Annotated in this window: 17 protein-coding genes; 6 read left to right on the top strand and 11 right to left on the bottom strand. The window is 72.2% G+C overall.

Translation table 11 applies throughout. The features are described 5' to 3' along the window. Window position 1 precedes the first annotated feature (1 nt). A complete protein-coding gene (locus QI633_RS01100; protein WP_141796327.1) occupies window positions 2-1,468 on the bottom strand; it encodes an FAD-dependent oxidoreductase in 1,467 nt (488 codons plus the stop codon). A 140-nt stretch (window positions 1,469-1,608) separates the two neighbouring features. Between QI633_RS01100 and QI633_RS01095 the strand changes: the two genes are divergently transcribed. Both QI633_RS01095 and QI633_RS01090 read left to right on the top strand, forming a co-directional pair. Beyond that, window positions 1,609-3,102 carry a hypothetical protein gene (locus QI633_RS01095; protein WP_282427831.1) on the top strand — a complete coding sequence of 498 codons (1,494 nt, stop codon included), beginning with the start codon at window positions 1,609-1,611 and terminating at the stop codon, window positions 3,100-3,102. After that, window positions 3,099-3,893, top strand: a complete 795-nt coding sequence (locus tag QI633_RS01090) for a polyprenol monophosphomannose synthase (RefSeq protein WP_141796328.1) — start codon at window positions 3,099-3,101, stop codon at window positions 3,891-3,893. Before QI633_RS01095 ends, QI633_RS01090 begins: the two co-directional genes overlap by 4 nt. Here QI633_RS01090 and QI633_RS01085 read toward each other — a convergent pair. Next, window positions 3,862-5,928 (bottom strand): molybdopterin oxidoreductase family protein, encoded by a 2,067-nt coding sequence (locus tag QI633_RS01085; RefSeq protein WP_282427830.1) that lies wholly within the window; start codon window positions 5,926-5,928, stop codon window positions 3,862-3,864. The two genes, QI633_RS01090 and QI633_RS01085, sit on opposite strands and share 32 nt — an antisense overlap. A 201-nt stretch (window positions 5,929-6,129) precedes the next feature. Here QI633_RS01085 and gdhA point away from each other — a divergent pair, with 201 nt between their 5' ends. After that, entirely contained in the window at window positions 6,130-7,476 is a 1,347-nt protein-coding gene (gdhA, locus tag QI633_RS01080; protein ID WP_222117939.1) for an NADP-specific glutamate dehydrogenase, read from the top strand. A gap of 80 nt (window positions 7,477-7,556) precedes the next feature. Here the strand turns inward: gdhA and QI633_RS01075 are convergent, their stop codons facing one another. Continuing rightward, complete coding sequence (locus QI633_RS01075) at window positions 7,557-8,117, bottom strand: HAD family acid phosphatase (protein WP_282427829.1); 561 nt, start codon at window positions 8,115-8,117, stop codon at window positions 7,557-7,559. Between the two features lie 15 nt (window positions 8,118-8,132). Beyond that, window positions 8,133-9,626 (bottom strand): nitrate/nitrite transporter, encoded by a 1,494-nt coding sequence (locus tag QI633_RS01070; protein WP_282427828.1) that lies wholly within the window; start codon window positions 9,624-9,626, stop codon window positions 8,133-8,135. A gap of 253 nt (window positions 9,627-9,879) precedes the next feature. Here QI633_RS01070 and QI633_RS01065 point away from each other — a divergent pair, with 253 nt between their 5' ends. Further along, window positions 9,880-10,428, top strand: a complete 549-nt coding sequence (locus QI633_RS01065; protein ID WP_282427827.1) for a Uma2 family endonuclease — start codon at window positions 9,880-9,882, stop codon at window positions 10,426-10,428. On the opposite strand, the gene QI633_RS01060 is transcribed toward QI633_RS01065, so the two are convergent. The 7 genes from QI633_RS01060 to QI633_RS01030 all read right to left on the bottom strand — a co-directional run bounded on the left by QI633_RS01060 (window position 10,417) and on the right by QI633_RS01030 (window position 20,496). Beyond that, on the bottom strand, window positions 10,417-10,968 hold the full coding sequence (locus tag QI633_RS01060; RefSeq protein WP_160158118.1) for a GNAT family N-acetyltransferase: 552 nt from the start codon (window positions 10,966-10,968) through the stop codon (window positions 10,417-10,419). The genes QI633_RS01065 and QI633_RS01060 overlap by 12 nt on opposite strands. Further along, a complete protein-coding gene (locus QI633_RS01055; protein ID WP_282427826.1) occupies window positions 10,965-12,983 on the bottom strand; it encodes a penicillin acylase family protein in 2,019 nt (672 codons plus the stop codon). The genes QI633_RS01060 and QI633_RS01055 overlap by 4 nt, the downstream gene beginning before the upstream one ends. Next, complete coding sequence (locus QI633_RS01050) at window positions 12,980-15,337, bottom strand: GNAT family N-acetyltransferase (RefSeq protein WP_282427825.1); 2,358 nt, start codon at window positions 15,335-15,337, stop codon at window positions 12,980-12,982. The genes QI633_RS01055 and QI633_RS01050 overlap by 4 nt, the downstream gene beginning before the upstream one ends. Further along, a complete protein-coding gene (locus QI633_RS01045) occupies window positions 15,334-16,668 on the bottom strand; it encodes a SidA/IucD/PvdA family monooxygenase (protein WP_282427824.1) in 1,335 nt (444 codons plus the stop codon). Before QI633_RS01045 ends, QI633_RS01050 begins: the two co-directional genes overlap by 4 nt. Next, window positions 16,665-18,125, bottom strand: a complete 1,461-nt coding sequence (locus tag QI633_RS01040) for an aspartate aminotransferase family protein (protein WP_282427823.1) — start codon at window positions 18,123-18,125, stop codon at window positions 16,665-16,667. Before QI633_RS01040 ends, QI633_RS01045 begins: the two co-directional genes overlap by 4 nt. 268 nt (window positions 18,126-18,393) lie before the next feature. Beyond that, window positions 18,394-18,966 carry a VOC family protein gene (locus tag QI633_RS01035; protein ID WP_282427822.1) on the bottom strand — a complete coding sequence of 191 codons (573 nt, stop codon included), beginning with the start codon at window positions 18,964-18,966 and terminating at the stop codon, window positions 18,394-18,396. Window positions 18,967-19,035: 69 nt separating this feature from the next. Continuing rightward, window positions 19,036-20,496: an alkaline phosphatase PhoX gene (locus QI633_RS01030; protein WP_282427821.1), complete on the bottom strand. Its 1,461-nt coding sequence runs from the start codon at window positions 20,494-20,496 to the stop codon at window positions 19,036-19,038. Between the two features lie 262 nt (window positions 20,497-20,758). Between QI633_RS01030 and QI633_RS01025 the strand changes: the two genes are divergently transcribed. After that, on the top strand, window positions 20,759-21,145 hold the full coding sequence (locus tag QI633_RS01025) for a DUF485 domain-containing protein (RefSeq protein WP_141796338.1): 387 nt from the start codon (window positions 20,759-20,761) through the stop codon (window positions 21,143-21,145). Continuing rightward, on the top strand, window positions 21,145-22,785 hold the full coding sequence (locus tag QI633_RS01020; RefSeq protein ID WP_141796339.1) for a cation acetate symporter: 1,641 nt from the start codon (window positions 21,145-21,147) through the stop codon (window positions 22,783-22,785). Before QI633_RS01025 ends, QI633_RS01020 begins: the two co-directional genes overlap by 1 nt. Window positions 22,786-22,850: the final 65 nt, after the last annotated feature.

Below are 22,850 nucleotides of genomic sequence, written 5' to 3'. Positions count from 1 at the left end.
CTCATGAGCCTTTCGTGACGAGGACGGCGTTGTCGGGGCGGCTGCTGAGCAGCTGTCGGACGGTGCTGGCGCAGCCACCGCATCCGGTGGTCGCGCGGGTGGTGCCGCGGACCTGCTCGAGCGAGGAGCAGGCGCGGATCCGGCCGGCGGTGACGCCGGCACAGGCGCACACCTCGGCGTCGTCGGGCAGGACGACGGTCCTCGTGCTCCCGGGCGTGCGCTCGGGCAGGAGGAGGTCGCCGGGCTCGTGGGGCCCGAGGACGGTCTGCCGGTCGAAGTGCTGGGTGATCAGGCCGACCCGGGACAGGTCGCCGACGAGGGTGGCGGCCACGATCCGGCCGTCGCGGACGACCAGACGGCGGTGCGACCCCGAGACGGGGTTGGCGACCTCGACCACCTCGCCGCCGGCGGCGAGCTCGGCCTCGGCGTCGCCGAGCACGGCGACGTCCAGGTCGGTGGCCCGCAGCCGCGCGACGATCCGGGCGCCGTCGTACAACACCTGCTCGTCGCACAGCAGCCCGGCGAGGATGCCGGCCTGCTCCCAGGCGGGCGGGACGAACCCGGTCGTGCGGCCGTCGTGCTCGACGCAGTCGCCGAGCGCGTGGACCGAGGGATCGGTGACGCTGGCGAGCCGGTCGTCGACGACGATGCCGCGACGGACCTCGAGCCCCGCACCTCGCGCCAGGGCCGTCGAGGGCCGGCCGCCGGCGGTGAGCACGACGAGGTCGGTGTCGAGGGTGAAGCCGTTGTCGAGGCGCAGCGCAGGTCCGGTGGCGCCCTCGACGAGGCGGACCGCGCGGGCGCCGGTGTAGACGGCGACGCCGAGCTTCTTCAGGTCGCGGGCCAGGATCCTGGCGGCCGGGGCGCTCAGCTGCTGGTGGAGCAGGTGGTCGGCGCCCTCGACCACCTCGGTCTCGATGCCGCGCACGCCGAGTGCGCGGGCGACCTGGAGGCCGAGCAGGCCGCCACCGACGACGACGGCGCGGCGGCTGTAGGGCAGCGCGGAGAGCAGGCGCCGGCAGTCGGCCAGCGAGCGGAACGCGTGCACCGCCTCGTGCAGCGAGCCGTCCATCCGGACCAGGCCGCGGATCGGCGGCAGCGACGGGATGCTGCCGGTGGCGAGCACCAGGACGTCGTACTCCACCAGGGTGCCGTCGACGAGCATGACGTCCTTGCGCTCCCGGTCGACGCCGAGGACGCGGGCACCCAGACGCAGGTCGACGCCGTTGTCGGCGTACCAGGCGGGGTCGCGCAGGGTCAGCGCCTCCGGCCGGTGGCTGCCCTCGAGGACGGCGGAGAGCAGGATCCGGTTGTAGGGCGCGGTGTCCTCGTCGCCGAGGACCGTGATCTCCATCCGCGCGGGCGCGCCGCGGGCGACCAGCTCCTCGACGAGCCGGGTCGCGGCCATGCCGGAACCGACCACGACGAGCCGCGGTCGCGGCGGGTCGGGGTGCGGTCGGCTGGTCATGTGACCATCGAAGGACACCGAGGTTTCGCGGTCATGTGCTCGTGTTGCACGCCGATGTCAACGAGTCCTCACGGCCTCACCGACCGCACGGCATCACGGCTTCATTGTCCCTTCATGGACCCCGACCTAGCGTCGATGACGTGCTGAAGCCCACCCCGCGCCGCACTCGGCCCACCCCGACGACGTACGTCGCCGGTGCGGTCGCGTTCCTCGCATGGCTTCCGTTCCTGTGGGTACCGCTGGCCTCGGACGAGGCCGGTTTCCTCATGCTGGCGCGGCAGTGGTCGCCGGGCGGCTCGCTGTACGGCGACTACTGGGTCGACCGGCCACCGCTCCTGATGTGGCTGTTCCAGCTCGCCGACCTCGGTCCCGAGACCCTGCACCCCGACGGGCTGATCGCGCCGGGGGTGAAGCTGCTGGGGGCGGTGGCCAGCGCGGCCACGGTGCTGTTGGCGGGCATGCTGGCGGCGCGGGTGGCGCCCCGGAACTCGCACTGGACCGCTCACCTGGCGCCGGTGCTCGCGGCGGCGCTCCTCGCCAGCCCGCTGCTGGGGATGCCGGAGACCGATGGCGAGGTGCTGGCGGTCCCCTTCGTGCTGCTGGGTGTCCTCGCCCTCGTCACGTCGCTGACCGGCGAGGCGGACCGGCGGGCGCTGCTGCTGGCGACAGGGGCCGGAGCGGCGGCCGCGTCCGCCGCGCTGGTCAAGCAGAACATGGTCGACGTCTTCGTGCTCGCCGTCGTGCTGCTGCCACTCTCGAGGGGGCGGGTCCCGCACCTGCGGCGGCGGGCGGCGGCCTTCGCCGGTGGGGCCGCCGCGGTGCTCGCGGTCGTCGTCACGAGCTCGGCCGGGCTCGGGACCTCCCCGGCCGAGCTCTGGGACGCCGTGGTGACCTTCCGGGTCGAGGCCTCGGCGGTGATCCGGTCCTCCGCGTCGCCGGCCACCTCGCAACGCTTCTTCGCCGTCCTGCTGGCCTTCCTCGCCAGCGGGGCCGCGCTGACCCTGGCCGTGACCGGCTTCCTCGCCGCCCGCACCGCCTGGCGGCGCGGCCCCCGGTCCGCACCCCTGCGCGTCGCCGCGCTCGCCATGGTGGCCTGGGAGCTGGTCGGCGTGGCCGCCGGCGGCAGCTACTGGCTGCACTACCTGACCGGCCTGATCCCCGGCGTGGTGCTGCTCGCCAGCCTGGTCCGGCCGACCGGCTGGCGACGCTGGGCGCTCGCCACGTGCCTCGGCCTCACCGTGCTCGGCACCCTCGGCGCGTGGAGCCACGAGCTCGCCGTACCCGTCGACGACGCGATCGGCCGCGACGCCGAGGTGGCCGACTACCTGCGCACCCACAGCGATCCCGGCGACGGCGTCGTGGTGGCCTTCGGGCGCCCCGACATCGTCGCCGCCGCCGGCCTCGACAGCCCCTACCAGTACCTGTGGAGTCTGCCCGCCCGGGTCCGCGACCCTCAGCTGCGCGACCTGCAGGCCGTGCTGGCCGGTGCCGACGCACCGCGCTGGGTCGTCGTGTCCGGCCGCAGCATCTCCGGATGGGGGATCACCGCCCCTGCAGAGCTGCAGACCTGGTTCGAACACCACTACACCGAGCAGGCGTCGTTCGGCGACCTGCACGTCTGGAGCCGACGATGAGCACCTTCCTGCCCGCGCCCGCGTCCTTGCGCTGCGTCGCCGTCGTGCCGACGTACGACGAGGCGGCGACGATCCTCCCGCTGCTCGACCGGCTGTCGGCCGTGCGCTCCGGCCCGGGCGCGCCGCACCTCGACGTCCTCGTCGTCGACGACAGCAGCCCCGACGGCACCGGCGACCTGGTGCGCGCCCACCCCGGGCACGGCGACTGGGTGCACCTGGTCACCCGGCTCGCCAAGGACGGCCTCGGGGCGGCGTACCGCGCGGGTTTCTCCTACGCCGTCGACGACGGCTACCACGCCGTGATCCAGCTCGACGCCGACGGCTCGCACCCCGTCGAGGAGATCCCCGCGATGCTGGCCCTGCTCGCCGACCACGACCTCGTCGTCGGGTCGCGCTACGTCCCCGGCGGCGGCGCCGAGGGCTGGCCGGCACGCCGACGGCTGCTGTCCCTGGGCGCCAACACCTATGCCCGGCGCACCCTGCGGCTGCGCACCCGCGACGCGACCTCGGGCTTCCGGGCCTGGCGGGTGGGCGCTCTGCTGCGCTGCGACGTGCTGCGCACGGAGTCCAACGGCTACGGCTTCCAGGTCGAGAACACCTGGCGCGCCGAGCGTCGCGGCCTACGCGTCGTCGAGCACCCCATCACGTTCACCGAGCGGGTCGCCGGCGCGTCGAAGATGACCGTCGACGTGGCGCGCGAGGCGGCGGTGCTGGTCGCTCGCTGGCGATGGGCAGAGCTGCAGGCCGCCCACCCCGCGCTCAGACCAGTACCTCCGCCGCACACACCTTGAACTCAGGCATCCGGCTCGACGGGTCCAGCGCGTCGTTGGTGAGCCGGTTGGCACCGACCCAGTGGAACGGCACGAAGACCGTGTCCGGCCGGATGGTGGTGACGATCCGGGCGGGCGCCTTCATCTCGCCGCGGCGGGTGCGGACGAGAACCGGCTGCCCCTCGACCGCGCCGATCCGGTCTGCCAGCATCGGGTGCAGCTCGACGAACGCGCCGTCGTCGGTGAGCTCGCGGATCCGCCGGGTCTGCGCGCCGGACTGGTACTGCGCGAGCACGCGCCCGGTCGTCAGGTGCAACGGGTACGACGGATCAGGCGCCTCCGCGGGGCCGACGTACTCCGGCACGACGAAGCGGGCCCGGCCGTCGGGGGTGGGGAACCCGTCGGCGAACATCCGCGGGGTCCCGGGGTGCTCGGGTGCCGGGCACGGCCAGAACACCCCCTTCTCACGGACGATGCGCTCGTACGAGATGCCCGCGTAGTCGGCCTTCCCACCGGCGGACGCACGCCCGAGCTCCTCGAAGATCGCCTCGGGCTCGGTCTCGAACTCGACCGGAGAGCCCAGTCGGGACGCGAGGGCGGCGATCACGTCCAGGTCGCTGCGCGCCCCCTTGGGCGGGGCGATCGCCTGCTGGCGCAGGATCACCCGTCCCTCGAGGTTGGTCATCGTGCCGGTCTCCTCGGCCCACTGCGTGACGGGGAGGACGACGTCGGCGAGCGCGGCGGTCTCCGACATGACGATGTCGCAGACCACGAGGAGGTCGAGCGCCTCCAGCCGGCGGGTGATCGAGGTGGCGTTGGGTGCGCTGACCACGATGTTGGAGGCGTGCACGAGCAGCGCCTTCGGACCGTCGTCGGTGCCCAGCGCCGAGAGGAGCTCGTACGCCGAGCGTCCCTTGCCGGGCAGGGACTCCGGGGGGACGCCCCACACCTGCGCGACGTGGGCCCGGGCAGCGGGGTCGTCGATCATCCGGTACCCGGGCAGCTGGTCGGCCTTCTGCCCGTGCTCGCGCCCGCCCTGGCCGTTGCCCTGGCCGGTGAGGCAGCCGTAGCCGGAGTACGGCTTCCCGGGCATGCCCAGCGCGAGGGCGACGTCGATCCAGCCGAGCACGGTGGCGGTCCCCTGGGCGTGCTGCTCGGCACCGCGGGCGGTCAGCACCATCACCCGGTCGGCACCGGCGAGCAGCGTGACGAGGGCGCGCAGCTCGTCGGTGGCGATGCCGGTGGTCCGCTCGACGCGCTCGGGCCACCACGCGGCGGCGGCGCGTCGTACGTCGTCGAAGCCGGTGGTCCGCTCCGCCACGTAGGCCTCGTCCACGGCACCCTGCGCGTCGAGCAGGTGCAGCACACCGAGGGCGAGGGCGAGGTCGGTGCCGGGCACCGGTTGGAGGAAGAGGTCGGCGCGCTCGCCGGTCGGGGTGAGGCGCGGGTCGATGACGACGACCCGCCCCCCGTTCTCGCGCAGCCGGTCGAGGTGGCGCGCGGCCGGCGGCATCGTCTCGGCGAGGTTCGAGCCGACGAGGACGACCAGGTCGGCCTGCTCGATGTCGGCGAGCGGGAAGGGCAGGCCGCGGTCCACGCCGAAGGCCTGGTTGCCGGCGCTGGCCGCCGAGCTCATGCACCAGCGGCCGTTGTAGTCGATCTGGCTGGTGCCGAGGGCGACCCGGGCGAACTTGCCCAGCTGGTAGGCCTTCTCGTTGGTCAGACCGCCACCGCCGAAGACGGCGACCGCGTCCTTGCCGTGGGCGTCCTGGAGAGCGCGCAGCCGGGACGCGACCAGGTCGAGCGCCTCGTCCCACCCGGCGGCGCGCAGCTCACCGCTCGCACGGTCGCGCACCAGCGGCGAGGTGAGCCGCTCCCGGCTGCCGCGCAGCCCGCCCGCGGTCCAGCCCTTGCGGCACAACGCGCCCTCGTTGACCGGGAACTCCTCCCAGGCAGCGATCTCGATGCCGCGGCCTCTGCCGGCCGAGCCTGTCGGGACCCGGGAGATCTGCATGCCGCACTGCAGGCTGCAGTACGGGCAGTGGGTCTGCGTCATGACCCCATTCCAGAGGACCTGCGTTGCACGTCGGGACCGGGCGGGGCACGCCGGGGTCAACGAGTCCTCACGGTCTCACGGACCGGGCCCGCGTCCGCCGTACCGCGGGGGTGATGAGACCGTGGGAGCTTGTCGGAGAGGCTCCACCACTTGCGGGGGCCTCTCCTGTGAACGTCTGGAGGAGTGACCCCTGTGAACGACCTGAACCCGACCCTGCAGCCGGTCTTCGACGAGATCCTGGCCCGGAACCCCGGCGAGGCCGAGTTCCACCAGGCGACGCGCGAGCTGCTGGACAGCCTGGGTCCGGTCGTCGCCCGTCACCCCGAGTACACCGACGCCGCGATCATCCGTCGCGTCTGCGAGCCGGAGCGGCAGATCATCTTCCGGGTGCCGTGGGTCGACGACGCCGGCCAGGTCCAGCTCAACCGCGGGTTCCGGGTCGAGTTCAACTCCGCGCTCGGGCCCTACAAGGGCGGCCTGCGCTTCCACCCGTCGGTCTACCTCGGCATCGTCAAGTTCCTCGGCTTCGAGCAGATCTTCAAGAACGCCCTCACCGGCATGCCGATCGGCGGCGGCAAGGGCGGCTCGGACTTCGACCCGAAGGGCCGCAGCGACGCCGAGATCATGCGCTTCTGCCAGTCGTTCATGACCGAGCTGTACCGCCACATCGGCGAGTACACCGACGTCCCCGCCGGTGACATCGGTGTCGGCGGCCGCGAGATCGGCTACCTGTTCGGGCAGTACAAGCGGATCACCAACCGCTACGAGTCGGGCGTGCTGACCGGCAAGGGCATCGGCTGGGGCGGCTCGCTGGTCCGTACCGAGGCCACCGGCTACGGCACGGTCTTCTTCGCTGGCGAGATCCTCAAGGCCCGCGGGAGCTCCTTCGAGGGCAAGACGGTCATCGTCTCCGGCTCCGGCAACGTCGCGATCTACGCCGCCGAGAAGGCCGCCGCGCTCGGCGCGACCGTGGTCGCGTGCTCCGACTCGAGCGGGTACGTCGTCGACGAGAAGGGGCTCGACCTCGACCTGCTGAAGGAGGTCAAGGAGGTGCGCCGCGAGCGGCTGTCGTCGTACGCCGAGGCCCGGGAGTCGGCCCGCTTCGTCGCCACGACGTCGGGCGGCGCGGTGTGGGACGTGCCGTGCGACATCGCACTGCCGTGCGCCACCCAGAACGAGCTGGACGGCGGCCACGCGCTCACGCTGGTCCGGGGCGGCTGCACGGTGGTCGCCGAGGGCGCCAACATGCCCTGCACCCCCGAGGCCGTGAAGGTGTTCGCCGAGGCCGGTGTCGCGTTCGCTCCCGGCAAGGCCGCCAACGCCGGCGGTGTGGCGACCAGCGCCCTGGAGATGCAGCAGAACGCCTCGCGCGACTCCTGGTCCTTCGCGCACACCGAGGCGCGCCTCGAGGAGATCATGGTCGGCATCCACGCCCGCTGCCTCGAGACCGCCGACACCTACGGCGCTCCCGGCAACTACGTCGCCGGTGCCAACATCGCGGGGTTCATCCAGGTGGCCGACGCGATGCTGGCGCTCGGCGTCATCTGAGCGGTCGACGGTTCAACTACCGGATTTGTCGCGATCGGGCCGATCTGACGACGAATCCGGTAGTTGAACCGAGCGCAGGGTCAGCTGAGGGCGCCGCCGTAGCTGGGCAGCTTGAGCCTGCGCTCGTAGTCGCCGCCGACGAAGTCGGTCGAGCGGTTGCCGACGTTGAGCACGAAAGTCCAGCCCTGGTCGGCGTACTGGGCGCGGCAGCGCTGCTTGCCGTCGGCGAGCGCCTCCCCGTGCCGGCGCCCGCAGATCCCGTCGTGGTGGTAGCCGGCGGCGTCGAGGGCCTTCGTCACGTTCGCGAGGCTGTCCTCGAAGCGGCCGGTGACGAAGACGACCGCCATGCCGCGGCTCTCGGCCTTCCTGGTGAGCTTGAGAGTCCGCTTGATGGCCTGCGGCCAGGCGTAGTGGGTGGCCAGCGACGTGTTGTCGATGTCGAGTACGACGGCCAGGCGCTTCTGGCCGCTCGCCGCCCGCTCCGTGAGGTAGGCGCCCGGGCGCTTCTTCGCGTAGACGGCCCGGACGTCGGCCTGCCACTGGGCCGCTGAGGGCAGCGGCCCAGCGGCGCGGTCAGCGGTCGCGGTGGCCGCGGACGTGGGCAGCAGGAGGAGCGTCAGGACGAGTGCGAGGGTGCGCATCGCCCCATTCCACCATCAGATGCCCGCGTCGGCGTAGGTGCGGCCACGTCGGCAGTAGACGGTCCAGGTGACCGCGAGGCACCCGACGTAGAACACGGCGAACACGGTGAACGCGCTCCTCGTCGCGGCGAGCGGCTCGCTGACCCACGGACTGTTGAACGTGATCGGGATGAGGAAGCCGCCGATCGCGCCGACGGCGCCGATGATGCCGACCGCGGCCGAGGACTTCTTCGTGCCGTCGAGCAGCGCGAGCTCCCGCTCGGGCGTGTCCGCGGCCGTGGCGAGGACGGCGTCGGTGCGGTGGATCGCCGGGATCATCTTGTACGTCGACCCGTTGCCGATGCCGGTGCAGGCGAAGATCACCAGGAAGACCCCCAGGAACAGCGGGAACACGTCGGCGTTGGCGTCGACCGCCGCGGTCTGCGGCGCGCCGGCCGCTGCCGGGATCGGGGTGAGCATCGAGAGCGTGCCGAGGATGCCGAGGGTGCCGAGCACGAGCCCGGTGAACGCGACCAGCGTGACCCGGGCGCCGCCGAACCGGTCGGCCAGGTGACCGCCGAGCGGACGGGTGACCGAGCCGACGAGGGCGCCGAGGAACGCGTAGTAGGCGAAGTTGATGCCGATCCCCGGCACCTGCGGGCTCGCCTGGTGCCAGAAGTTGAGCTTGATCAGCAGCGGCATCGCGGCGGAGTAGCCGATGAAGGAACCGAAGGTACCGATGTAGAGGAACGACAGCACCCACGTGTGCTTGTGCCGCAGGACGCTCAGCTGCTGCTTGGTGTCGGTGCGGGCGTTGGACAGGTTGTCCATGAAGAAGAAGGCGGCGAGCACCGCGACGACGGCCAGTGCGGCGTACACCCAGGCGGCACGCTCGAGGTGGATACCGCCCTCGGCGGCCTTGACCAGGCCGAAGATGCCGGCGCCGCCGACGAGGACCGGCAAGAAGAGCTGGATGATCGCGACACCCAGGTTGCCGCCCGCCGCGTTGAGGCCCAGCGCCGCGCCCTTGAGGCGAGCGGGGTAGAAGAAGTTGATGTTCGCCATCGAGCTGGCGAAGTTGCCGCCGCCGAAGCCGGCCGTCGCGGCGATCACGCAGAACACGGCGTACGGCGTGCCGGGCTGGGTGACGAAGTAGGCGAAGCTCAGCGTCGGGACGAGCAGGAGCCCGGCGCTGATCATCGTCCAGTTGCGGCCGCCGAACCTACCCACCGCGAGGGTGTAGGGCACCCGGATCAGCGCGCCGACCAGGTTCGGGATCGCGACCAGGAAGAACAGCTGCTGCGGGGTGAAGGTGAACCCCTGCGCCAGCAGGAACGCCGAGCTCACGCTCCAGATCAGCCACACCGAGAAGCCGAGGTGCTCGGCGAAGATCGACCAGAGCAGGTTGCGCTTGGCGATCGGCGCCCCTGTGCTCTCCCAGAACTCCGGGTCCTCCGGGCGCCAGTCGTCGATCCAGCGGCCGCGTCGCCGATGGAGGCTCGGGCTGGTGGCGGGTGCGGTGAGGGTCATCGCGGGCTCCTGGCAGGGTCGGGTCCGGTTCGTACCCCTGAAGCCTGGGCGGCGGCGGTTTCGGCCCGATGCGCCCGAAGGTTTCGTCCCGTCAACTCCGCCTCACGGGCTCACGCGGCTCACGGGATCACGGCTGTGGACGGCGCGCCTGGTTTGTGTCGGACCCGTCGCGCACCGTCAGGATCGCTTCTCCATCTCGGGAGTTGCAGGCAGACTGGAGGGACCAGATGTGTCGATTCGTCAGGAACCAGCGATGGAACCCTTGCTCGTCGAGCGGCTCGAGCGCCGACCGATGTCGCGCGCCGACTTCGACCGGCTACCCGAGAAGGTCCGGGCCGAGTACGTCGACGGCATCGCCCTCGTGAGCCCGCCGGCGCGCGGCGAGCACAACCACGTGGGCGTCAACCTCGTCGTCGTGCTGCGCCAGGCCTTCCCCGACGCCTTCTTGACCTACGAGCGAGGGCTCGAGCTTCCCACCGGGTCGCTCCGCGTCCCGGACGTCGCTCTGCAGGTCGAGCGGGACGACGAGTGGTGGTCGCCCGCGGTCCCCGTGCTGGTCGTGGAGATCCTCTCGCGATGGACCCGCGACGAGGATCTCTTCCGCAAGACCGACGACTACCGCCGATCCGGCATCGCGCACTACTGGATCGTCGACCGAGCGGCTCACACCCTCACGGTCCTGGTCAATGCGGGCGAGCACTGGGACATCGGCCTGTCGCTCACCGACGACGACCCGACCGGGTCGGTCGAGGTCGCCGACCTCGGGAGCGTCGAGCTCGACCTGACGGCGCTACTGGCCTGACGAGGCGAAGCCACGGGCGGTGGCCAGCGCCTGCTCCCGGTCCAGGAAGTAGAACTGGGCTGGCTTCTCGGAGATGCTCGTGCGCAGGTCGACGAGCGGGCCCCGGGTGCAGCCGAGCCGGTCGAGGAGCGCGACCGACGCGGCGTTGCGGGCGTCCGGCTCGAACACGATCCGGCGGCAGCCGGGCAGGTGCGCGACGAAGTCCATGGCAGCGGCGATCAGCTCGGGGGTGTGGCCGGCGCGGCGCGGGTCGTCGGCGAGGAGGTAGTGGACGCCGACGTCGCCGGGGGCGCGGTCGTACCACTCGCCGATCTCGTCGACGGCCGGGTCGTAGGTCTGGAGCAGTCCGAGGGGGTGGTCGTCGGCCAGGAGGAGGTACGCCGCCAGGTGGGCCTGGTCCTGGATGTAGCGGTAGACGAGCTCGACGTCCTCGACCGAGTGGTCGCTCATGCCCCAGAACACCGCGCGGGGCTGGGTCACCCAGGTGTGGAGCAGGACCGCGTCGGCGGCGGGGTCGACGGGACGGACGTGGACGGTCATGGCTGCTCCAGGGGGTGGGTCACGGGGAGGGTGCCGCCGGCGGCCCAGGCCGCCTGCTGGTCGTGGTGGTGCGGCGAGGCCGGATCTCCGGAGGCGCCGAGGGGCACGACCCATCGGTTGTCGCCGGCGAGGTCCCAGACCCAGCGGGCGACCGGTCCGTGCACGCAGGCGCCGGTGCCGCCGAGCGCACGAGTGGCGAGGACGCAGTCGTCGTCGCCGGAGAGGGGGAGGTACGGCGGCGCGGTGCCATCGGGTGCGGGCAGGCCGAGCTGCTGGTGCGGGGTGAGGGGTACGACGACGTGCTCGCTCCCCCACGGCGCAGGCTCCGGCTGCGTGGCGACGTGCTCGAGGCTCGTGGCGACGACCTGCAGCACGTCGACACCGAACGGCTTGTCGGCGGCGAGGATCGCGGGCAGGCACAGCCGGATCCGCCCGCGCAGGTCGAACCAGGGAGCAAACAGCTCGCCGTACGGCGAACCGTCGACGCCGGCGAGCGCGGGGGCCTCGGACAGGCCCTCGACGACGGTGGCGCGGACCCGGGCGAAGAGCGCGGCGTCGACGCTGCCGGCGGCCATCCGGCGGTCCCAGGCGAGCAGCCGGTCGCGGAGCGCGGCGGCCGGTCCGGTCAGGTCGAGGAGGGAGGAGACGGTGTCGAGCAGGGCTGCGCCCGCGGTCTGCCGGTCGTCGGCGAGGACGGCGGCGACGTCGACCGGCGTGAGCGGGCCGGCGCCGCCGAGCTCGTCGAGGAGGTCGCGGATGCGGCGGGCGCGGTGGGGCGGGGCGAAGTCGGCGCCGACCCGGTCGTACTCCGGGGTGGCGCGATCGTTGGCGGTGACCAGCACCGGCCCGGTCCGGCGCGGCAGGTCGGCGACCCAGCCGCCGGTCCAGCGGCGCTCCGCGCCGCGCTCGGGGATCCGGCCGACGACGCGGTGCTCGGTCGCGCCGTGCCGGTCGCCGACGACGAGGTTGTCGACGGGGCCGACCCAGCCGGCGAAGGCGGCGGTGACGTCGGCGGTGGTGCGGGCGCGCAGGAGCGGGAGGATCGCGTCGAGACCGAGATCGCCGAGGACGTACGACGGGGTGCGGAGGCTGAACGTCTCCGGCTCCCCCGGCCCGCCGAGGATGACGGGCCCGCGGTCGGTGACGAGCACCTCGACCTCGTGCACGTCGTACCTGTCCTCGCCGACCAGGACCCGCACCTGCTCGATCCGCCGCCCGACCGGCCCCCAGCCCGACCCGGTTCGGGCGATGACCGCGTCCCGGTGGCGGACCAGGTCCTCGGCGTACACGTCCTCGTCGTCGGCGACGGCGTTCGTGACGCCCCAGGCGACCGCGCCCGTGTGCCCGAAGTGCTGCACACCCGGTAGGCCGGCGAAGGTGAGGCCCACGACGTCGAAGGGGTCGTCGGGGTCGGTGCAGACCAGCCGGACCTGGGCGTAGCAGCCGGGCGCCTCGATCACCCGGTGCGGGTCGCCGGCGAGGATCGGCAGACCGCTGGCGGTCAGCGAGCCGTCGACGACGAGCGCGTTGCTGCCGCCGGGGAGACCCTCGGCGCGGAACAGCGGGAGCCACTCCTCGCCGGCGGTGGCGGCGAGGTGGCGGCGCCAGAGCCGGCTGGGGAAGCCGGAGAACAGCAGGTGCTGCACGGCGAACACCGCGAGCGGGGTCCACGGCTGCCAGGGTCTCGAGACAGTTGCTGCGCAACTTCCTCGACCACCGGAGAGGACCTCGTTGAGGCCCTCGACGTACGCGTCGACGAAGGCGCGGCTCTCGGGGGCGAGCGCGGCGTACGCCCGGCGGGCGAGGTCGACGAGGAGTGCCCGGCGAGCCAGGACGTCCCACTCCAGCGCGCTGTCGCCGAAGACCTCGGCGCAGGTCCCCTCCGCGCGGCGGCGTTCGACCTCGAGCTGCCAGGCCCGGTCCTGCGCGGTGGCGCGACCCTGCTCGCGGGCCACCTCGAGCACGGAACCCCCGAAGACGCTGGGGATTCCGTGCGCGTCGCGGACGATCGTCACGGCCGGGCGACCGGGTTGGCCAGGGTGCCGGCGAAGATCAGCGACTCGGCCTGGTCGGTCAGGTCCACCATCTGCAGGGTGTTGCGCAGCTGCAGCCGGTTGAGGCAGCTGTGCCGGAACTCCGGGCGGAGCAGGTCGTAGCGCGCCGCGGCCTCGGTCAGCTCGGGGTGGTCGGCGGCGTGCTCCTCGATGGTGACCCGCGCGATCGCCCAGAACTCCTCGGCCGGCAGCATCCCGTCCTCGTCGAGGATCGCGGCGACGAAGCGGAGCACGCCGTCGAAGACGTCGGTGTGTATCGCCAGCGCCTTCACGTCGTCGGGGAAGTCGCCGCGGATCCGCTCGACCTCGACCGGCAGCGCCACCCTCAGCCCATCAGGAGGGGCCATCACGGCGACCTCCTCGCCGATGTCCTTCATGAACGCGCCGACCGGGACGTGGTCGCGCAGCCGCAGCAGCAGGTTCTCTCCGTGCGGCATGAACGCCAGGTCGTAGGCGTGCAGGCAGTGCACGAGCGGGCGGAGGTAGGCCCGCAGGTAGGCCCGCACCCAGGTCGCCGCGTCGACCGGCGACGCCTTGATCCACGCGGTGACCAGTGCGTCGCCGTCGGCGTCGCGGTGCAGCAGCGCGGCCATCGTGGTCAGCTGCTCGCCGTCGGGCGTGCGTGGGACCGGGCTCTCCCGCCACAGGGCGGCGATCATCTTGCGGTACGGCGACGGGCCGGCCGTGCGGTGGAAGGCGTCTCCCGTGTAGCCGATCGCCGCCAGCTCGCGGAGCACCTCGAACCCGCACGCCCGCAGCTCGTCGTCGGCCCCCACGACCGAGGCGACCCAGTCGTTGATCGCCGGCGTCGCGGCCATGTAGGCAGGCGAGAGTCCCCGCACGAAGCCCATGTTCTGGATCGCGAGTGCGGTCTTGACGTAGTGCCGCTCGGGCCGGCTGGCGTTGAAGAACGTCCGGATCGACTGCTGCGGGCGGTGGTCGTCGTCTCCCTCGCCGAGGTGCACCAGGTCGCGGCGGGCGACGTCCGGCGCGAAGGTGACCGCCAGCTTGTGCTGCCACTGCCACGGATGGACCGGCAGGTAGAGGTAGTCCTCCTCGGCCAGGCCGAGCGTGCGCAGCCGGGCAGCGAAGCGGTCGCGGACCTCGGGCGCCAGCTCGCCGTCGTACAGCTCCGGCTCGGAGCCGTCAGCGGCCAGCGAGAGGTGGGTCAGCGTCCGGCGGGCGGCGAGCCAGTGCAGCCGGACCGGCTGCCCGGTCTCGGGCGCGTAGGCGCGGTAGTCGTCGAGGCTGAACCCGATCCGCCCGTTGTTGGCGACGAAAGCGGGGTGTCCCTCGGTCATCGCGGACTCGATCTCCTGGTAGCCCGCGTCCACGAGCGCGGCGACCGGTACCGCGCGGTGCCGCAGCTTCCAGGCACCGGCGGCGAGGGTGGCGGCGATCTCCTCGAGGTACGTCGGCAGCAGCGCGTCCGGGATCCCCAGTGTGGGCGCGAGCTCGGCGACCAGCTCCTGCGCGTCGGGGTTCGCCGGGACGCCGTCACGGACGCGCTCGATCGACGCGGGGTCGACGACCCAGTGGTCGAGCAGGTGCCGCCGCGCCGCGAAGGTGTACGACGAGGGGCCGGCGTCGACCCGCCACCGCTCCTCGCCCGGGACCGGGATCGGCGCCAGCAGCCGCTCGTGCGCGAACTCCCCCAGCGCCTTGGCCACCAGGTGCCGCTGCGCGCTGTCCATCAGCTCGGGCGTGAGGTGGTCGGCGTGGTCGGTGTCGGCGCGCCCCATACGTTCTGGTCGCGATTCGGTCCATTTCCCAGCCAATTCGTAGGGGGTGCGGACCAGATCGGGGGCGTTCCATTCATCGCGCGAACAGACCGAGAGCATCGCGGTCTTGCCCGGGAGCGGGACCTCGCGCAGCTCGACGAAGCCGGCGGCCAGGTTCTTGGCGCGGATCGGCTCGTTGCGCGCGTCCGGCTCCACGACGACGCGTCGTACCGCGGGGTCGGCGAAGCAGTGCTCCATCACCGCGTCGAAGACCGCTGTCGTGAGCCCCGGCACCGCCGGCCCGGCCGGCGGCGCGACGAGGACGTGCATGCCGAGGTCGCCGTCGCGGACCTCGGGGAGGCCGGCCAGCGGGGAGTGGGCGGGGTCGTAGGTCTCCGCGAGGAACGTCGGGCGTCCGTCGACCCGGCCCAGCCAGGCGTCGTGGTGCGGGTCGGCGGCGATGCCGGCGTACTCCTCGCGGACGTCGTCGCGGCTCGCGTCCAGCATCATCCAGTACGCCGAGCGCGGGTGCGTGACCCACGCGTGCAGGAGGTCGAGGTCGCGCTCGACGTCGAGGGGCTCGATGGTGATCACGACACGCTCCGCAGGTGGTCGGGGACGCCGAAGGTCTGGACGGCGATCCGCTTCTCGATCGGGTAGACCTCGCGGCCGAGCATGGCGGCGACGATGACCGAGTTGCGGTACGGGCCCATGCCGAGGTCGGGTGCGAGGAGGGAGTGGGTGTGCTCCTCGGCGTTCTGTACGAAGACCTCGCCGCCGGCGAGGTCGACGGAGTAGTCGGCGGCGACGTCGTAGCGGCCGCGGGCGTCGTACCGGATCCGGTCGCGGATCCCGTCGAGGAAGGCCGGCTGCGTGGGGGCATAGCCGGTGGCGAGCACCAGTCCCCCGGTCCGCAGCGAGAAGGCCTCGCCGGTCTCGGTGTGGAGCAGGTCCAGCTCGCTGCCTCCGCCGGGCGCGGGGCGGGCGCCACGCACCTCGGTGTTGGTCAGCAGCGTCGTGCTCGGTCCGACGCCGGTGACCCGCTGCTGGTAGTGCAGGTCGAAGATCGCGTCGACCAGGTCACCGCTGATCCCCTTGAACAGGTGGCGCTGCTCGCGGGCGAGCCGGTCGCGGGTGTCGATGGGCAGCGCGCGGTGGTACTCGCCGTACTCCGGCGAGGTCATCTCCAGCGTCAGCTTGGTGTACTCCATCGGGAAGAACCGCGGGCTGCGCGTGAGCCAGACCAGCTCGTATCCGTGGTCGGGGGCCTCGGCGAGCAGGTCCTGGTAGATCTCCGCCGCGCTCTGGCCGCTGCCGACGATCGTGATCCGGTCCTGCTGCTGCAGGTCGGACTTGCGGGCGAGGTAGTCGGCGGAGTGGGTGACCGTCCCGCCGGAGGTCGAGGAGGTCGCGCAGCGACCGTCACGAGACGCGACGAGCGGACGCAGCGGCTCGGGGACCCGCGGCGAGGTGCCGATGCCGAGGACCAGGCGACGGGTCCGGTGCTGCTCTCCACCCGCAGTTCTGATGAGATACGCCGTCCCGTCGTGCTCCACCGCCGTGACCTGCTGCCCGAACCGCACGGACGGCAGGCTCTCGGCGGCCCAGCGGCAGTAGTCGTCGTACTCCTTGCGGAGGGGGTAGAAGCTCTCGCGGATGTAGAACGGGTAGAGGTTGCCGGCCTGCTTGAGGTAGCTGAGGAAGGACCACCGCGAGGTCGGGTCGGCCATGGTGACCAGGTCGGCCAGGAACGGGACCTGGAGGGTCGCGTCGTCGAGGAGCATCCCGGGGTGCCAGTCGAAGCGGTCGCGGGCCTCCAAGAACACGCCGTCGAGGTCGGCGCTCGCGCGCAGCGGGTCGGTGAGGCAGGCCAGGCCGAGGTTGAACGGGCCCAGGCCGATGCCGACGAAGTCGTGGGTGATCACCGGGCGACCTCCAGCGCCGGCTGCTGGTGTGCCGGTGCGAGGCGGGCGCCCGTCTCCCGGACGAGGTCGAGGACCCCCGTGATGTCCTCGACCGTCGCCATCGGGTTGAGCAGGGTGAGCTTGAGGTGCTGCACCCCGTCGACCTTGGTGGCCGCGACCATCGCGCGCCCCGAGGCGTACAGCGCCTCGCGGATCGCGTTGTTGAGAGCGGCGCCCTCCTTCTCCTCCAGCGGTGGCCCGGGCGGGACATAGCGGAAGACGAGGGTGCTCAGCTCGGGTACGGCGGCGAACGCGAGCTCGGCCTGCTCGCGCTGGGCCTCGTGGACCCGGGTGGCGAGGTCGATCACCGCGTCGACGTACCGACCGACGAGGTCGGGCCCCATCGTCCGCAGCGTCACCCACAGCTTGAGCGCGTCGAAGCGGCGGGTGGTCTGCAGGCTCTTGTCGACCTGGTTCGGGTTCGTGGCCTCGCGCGGGTTGAGGTAGTCGGCGTGCCAGGTCGCCGGGCGCAGCGTCGCACGGTCGCGGACCACGATCGCGCTCGACGACACCGGCTGGAAGAAGGTCTTGTGGAAGTCGATCGTCACCGAGTCGGCGCGCTCGATCCCGCGGAGCCGGTCGCGACGGGTGGGCGAGACGAGGAGGCCGCCGCCGTACGCCGCGTCGACGTGGAACCATGCGTCGTACGCGACCGCCAGGTCGGCGACCTGCTCGAGCGGGTCGATCGCGCCGAAGTCCGTCGTACCCGCGGTCGCGACGATCGCCATCGGCCGCAGCCCGAGGTCGGCACAGGCGGCGAGGGAACGCTCCAGCGCGGCCGGGTCCATCCGGTGCCGCTCGTCGGTCGGCACGCTGACCACGGACTCGTCGCCGAGCCCGAGGAGCCGCGCGGACTTCTGCACCGAGAAGTGGCTCTCCGCCGACGCCAGGATCCGCAGCCGCTCCGCCGGCACCCGCTCGTGGCGTCCCCGGGCGAGCAGCAGGCCCTGCAGGTTGGACTGGCTGCCGCCGCTGGTGAACACTCCGTCGGCCTCGTCGCCGAACCCGATCCGCCCGGCGGTCCACTCGATGAGCCGGCGCTCGATGAACGTCGCGCCGACGCTCTGGTCGAAGGTGTCGAGCGAGCTGTTGACCGAGGCGACGAACAGCTCGGCCAGCAGCGCCGGTACGACGACCGGGCAGTTGAGGTGCGCGGCGTACGACGGCTCGTGGAACCAGACCGCGTCGTCGAGCCACAGGCGCGAGACCTCCGCGAGCACCTGGCCCGCGTCGTCGAGCGGCCGTTCGAGGTCGACGTCGGCGACCCGCTGCCGTGCCGTCTCGGGGCGCAGGCCCGTGGCGGGCCCGGCCACCCCCTTGAGCTGGCGCAGCAGGTGGTCGAGCCCCTCGCCGAGAGTGGCGGCGTAGTGGTCGGCGTGGTCAGGGTGGAACACGTGGTGCAGCGGGAGCTGGGGCACGGCAGTACTCCTCGTCCGAGATCAGGTAAGGCTTACCTAAGCAGATCGGAAGAGGGGAGTGCCACCCCGGTCCGGGTGGCGCGCGTCACGTCCCGCTGTAACACGCTGTCCACCGCACTGGTCGACGCTTGTCAGCAGAACGGCCGCGATCTCGGGCCGTTTCCTGCTGAGAAGTGGCGGCCAGTCGCATGGACGGCGTGTTACTTCGAGTCGGCGGAGGTCGGCGTGCGACCACCCCGAACGTGACCGGCCACGAGCAGGACCGCCGCTACTCCGACCGGCTCAGCAGCTCGACCATCAGCGCCAGGTCGGCCCGCGGCCCACCGGGCGTGTCCGCGCCGTACGTCGCGATCTCGGCGTCGAGGTCGAGCGGGCGGGTGGGGCCGACGCCGGGGACCAGCTCCTCGCGCAGGCGGGAGTCGGGGACCAGCCAGGTGACCTCGAACTCGATGCCGTCGGGGTCGCGGCAGTAGAGGGCCTTGGTGCTGGCGTGGTTGGCCATGCCGGTCAGGGCGCCGGCGGCGGCGAGGCGGTCGCGGGCGGCGACCATGTCGGCGAGGGTCTCGACCTCCCACGCGAGGTGGTACAGGCCGACCGAGCCGTCGGCCGCGCGCGGGGAACGGGCCTGGAACAGGCCGAGGTCGTGGTCGTTGGCGGAGCTCTTGCCGCGGAGGAAGGCGCCGCCGGGGAAGTCGAACGGCAGCTTCTCGAAGCCGAGGACGTCGCAGTAGAACTCGACGCTGCGCTCGACGTCCGAGACGAACAGGACGGCGTGGTTCAGGCTGCGGATCGACAACGCGGCTCCCGGGGCAGGGCTGATCGCCCGGCGCGATCGGCTCACCGCGACCGTAGTCGCGGTGACGTCGCCGATGCGCCGGGCTCTCGCCCAGCGGAACCCGCCTCAGCCTGCTCAGCCGAGGTACTTCTCCCAGGGCCCGGTGATCGCGAACGTCAGCCCGGGGGTCTGCATGTTCACGAACAGCACCTTGCCGTCGTCGGAGAACGTCGGGCCGGTGAACTCCGAGTCGTTGAGCATGTTGCGGGCGATCGCCTGCGTCGGTCCGTACGGCGTCGCGGACAGCACGTGGGAGGCACCGGCGCCGTCCTCGGCGAGGACGAGCGAGCCCCAGGGGGTGACGGTGACGTTGTCGGGGCCGTCGAAGGTCAGGTCGTCGTAGCGAGCCGCGGCGCCGGAGGCGGCGGTCTTCTGGTGCGGGAAGTAGCTGACCAGCTGGATGGTCTCGTCCTGGTAGTCGTAGAACCACACCATCCCGTCGTGCGGTACGGCGTCCGCGGGCAGGTCCCCGTCGGAGAAGGCGTAGGAGTTGACGACGTACACCCCGCGGTCGGTGCCCCACACGCCCTCGAACTTCTTGCCGCGGGTGACCTCGCCGTCGGCGAGCTGCTTGCGGGTCGAGACCGTGCGCGCGTCGCGGTCCGGAACAGCCTTCCAGCGGACCGGGAACGGCAGGCCGAGCTGCGCGGAGGTGAGGTAGGCGACGTCGGGGAGCACCGAGCCGTCGGGCATCAGGATCTGCATGGCCTCGAGCACGCCGGCGTCGTCGGCGAGGCGGTCGGCGAGGTTCGGGCCGAGCTCGACGCCGCGCGGGGCGGTCCAGCGGTAGAAGAGGCCGTTCGGGCCCGACGCGTCCTCGGAGAGGAACACGTGCTTGCGGGCCCGGTCGACAGCGAGCGCCTCGTGGGCGTAGCGCCCGAACGCCTTGATCGGCTTGGGGTTGGTGCGGCCGTCGTGGAAGACCTCGAAGACGTAGCCGTGGTCCTTGGCGTAGGTGCCGCTCTTGCCGTTGCCGCTCCAGGCCTTGCCCGCGCGGTCCTCGGTCTCCTCGCAGGTCAGCCAGGTGCCCCACGGCGTCGGGCCGCCGGCGCAGTTGGTCGACGTACCGGAGATGCCGACGGTCTCGCCGAGGTTGCGGCCCCGGTCGTCGGTGCGGATCACGGTGCAGCCGCCGGCGTCGACCGCGCCCTCGTCGTACACCGTGCCGTCGATGTGCGGTACGCCGAGCGGCGAGCCGGCCTTGAGCTCGTGGTTCTGGATCAGGCGGTAGCGGCCGCGGCCGGCCGAGAAGGCGGCGGTGCCGTCGTGCGCGTTGGGAGTGAGTCCACCCTCGTCGAGGCGGGTGACGCCGGCGCGGGTGACGATCGCGTACGAGAAGCCGGCGGGCAGCGCGAGCAGGCCGTCGGGGTCGTCCTTCAGCGGCGGGAACGGCGTGGCGCCGCGACCGCGGCCACGGCCCCGGTCGTCGTCGCCACGGCCGGGCGTGGCCTGGGCGAGGGAGGGCATGGCGCCGGTGACGGCGAAGCCGACGCCGGCGGCACCGCCGGCGAGCATGGTGCGGCGAGAAGCGGTCATCGTGAGTGCTCTTTCGGTGAGGCGGGTGATCGGGCGAGGAGGGGCCCAACCGCCCCAGCCAACTGCGTCCCGGTGGCCCCCTGTTGTCGCCGAGATGAACTCCCGAGGCCGACCGTTCGTCGCGCCGTACCGACCGCTGGTCGACAAGCCGGACCCACTGGGCGCGCAGCCGGACCGCACCCCTCCCGCGCCTCGCACCGGCGCTCCTAGCGTCGGAGACAGCCCGTGACGCCCGTCACACCACCACCCGAGGAGGCCCGTCGTGACGTCCGACATCTCGTCCCATGACCCCCGTGGCGCCGCAGCACGCCATGATCCCGTGTACGACGAGCTCCACGCCTCGCCGGAGTTCGCGGAGCTGAAGCGCCGCTACCGTGGCTTCGCGTTCCCCGCGACCGCGGCCTTCCTCGTCTGGTACCTCACCTACGTCGTGCTCTCGATGTGGGCCACCGACTTCATGAGCACCAAGGTCGTCGGCAACATCAACGTCGCCCTCGTCCTCGGCCTGCTGCAGTTCGCGACGACCTTCCTGCTGGCCTGGCTCTACAGCAGCTACTCGACGAAGAAGCTCGACCCGCTCGCCCGCGAGCTCGACGAGCGCTTCGTGTCCCTGGCCGGCAAGGCCTCCCACGGCAGGAGCGAGCACTGATGGACCACCAGGTACTCACCGCGGGCCTGTTCCTCGCGGTCGTCGCACTGACCCTCTTCATCACGATCCGGGCCAGCCGCCAGACCAGCGGCGCCGCGGACTTCTACGCCGGCGGCCGATCGTTCTCCGGCTTCCAGAACGGCCTCGCGATCGGCGGCGACTACATGTCGGCCGCGTCCTTCCTCGGCATCTCCGGCGCCATCGCACTCGCCGGGTACGACGGCTTCCTCTACTCGATCGGCTTCCTCGTCGCCTGGCTGGTGGCCCTGCTGCTGGTGGCGGAGATGCTGCGCAACTCGGGCCGCTACACGATGGCGGACCAGCTGGCGTACCGGATGAAGCAGCGCCCCGTCCGTACCGCGGCAGCGACCTCCACGGTCGTCGTGTCGATCTTCTACCTGCTCGCGCAGATGGTCGGCGCCGGCAGCCTGGTCGTGCTGCTCCTCGGCATCGACAAGGAGAACACCCTCGCGATCAGCGCGGTCATCGCCGGTGTCGGCGCGCTGATGATCGTCTACGTCACGGTCGGCGGCATGAAGGGCACCACCTGGGTGCAGATCGTCAAGGCCGTGCTGCTGATGATCGGCTCGGCGCTGATCGTGGTGCTGGTGCTGGCGAAGTTCGACTTCAACCTCTCCGACCTGCTCGGCGCCGCCCAGGCCAACTCGGGCAAGGAGGGCTTCTTGGAGCCTGGCCTGAAGTACGGCATCGACATGACCCACAAGCTCGACTTCCTGAGCCTGGGCCTGGCCCTGGTCCTCGGCACCGCCGGCCTGCCGCACATCCTGGTCCGCTTCTACACCGTCCCGACCTCGCGTGACGCGCGGAAGTCGGTGCTGTGGGCGATCGGCCTGATCGGCGTCTTCTACCTGTTCACGCTGGTCCTCGGCTTCGGTGCCGCGGCCCTGCTCAACACCGGCGTCGGCAGCGACGTCGCCTCCAGCGAGGGCAACCTGGCCTCGCCGCTCCTCGCCGAGGCGGTCGGCGGCGGTGCCGGCTCGACCGGCGGCGCGATCCTGCTCGCCCTGATCTCCGCGGTCGCCTTCGCGACCATCCTCGCGGTGGTCGCCGGCCTGACCCTGACGTCGTCCACCTCGGTGGCGCACGACATCTACAACTCGGTCATCCGCAAGGGCCAGGCGACCGAGGCGGAGGAGATCAAGGTGACGCGGTACGCCGCGGCCGGCCTCGGCATCGTCGCGATCCTGCTGGCCATCCCGGCCCGCAACCTGAACATCGCGTTCCTCGTGGCGCTCGCGTTCGCGGTGGCGGCCTCGGCCAACCTGCCGTCGATCGTCTACAACATGTTCTGGAAGCGCTTCAACACCCGCGGCGCCACCTGGAGCATCTACGGCGGCCTCATCTCCGCCATCACGCTGGTGTTCTTCTCGCCGGTCGTCTCCGGCAAGACGGCGGTCACGCCCGACGGCGAGACGATCAGCAAGGCGCTGTTCCCGCTGGGCGTGGACTTCCACTGGTTCCCGCTCGAGAACCCGGGCCTGCTGTCGATCCCGCTCGGCTTCTTCTTCGGCTGGCTCGGCACCGTCACCTCGAAGGAGCCGGCCGCGGAGGAGCGGTTCACCGAGCTCGAGGTGCGCGCCCTCACCGGCGCGGGCGCCGAGCAGGCCGTCCAGCACTGACCGACCGCGACGGGCGGCCCGCCCTTGTAACTAAGTGTTACAGCTCGAAAACCGGTGCCACAGCA

The organism is Nocardioides sp. QY071 (assembly GCF_029961765.1).
Classification (GTDB): Bacteria; Actinomycetota; Actinomycetes; order Propionibacteriales; family Nocardioidaceae; genus Nocardioides.
This window is presented reverse-complemented; position numbering and strand designations above follow the sequence as displayed.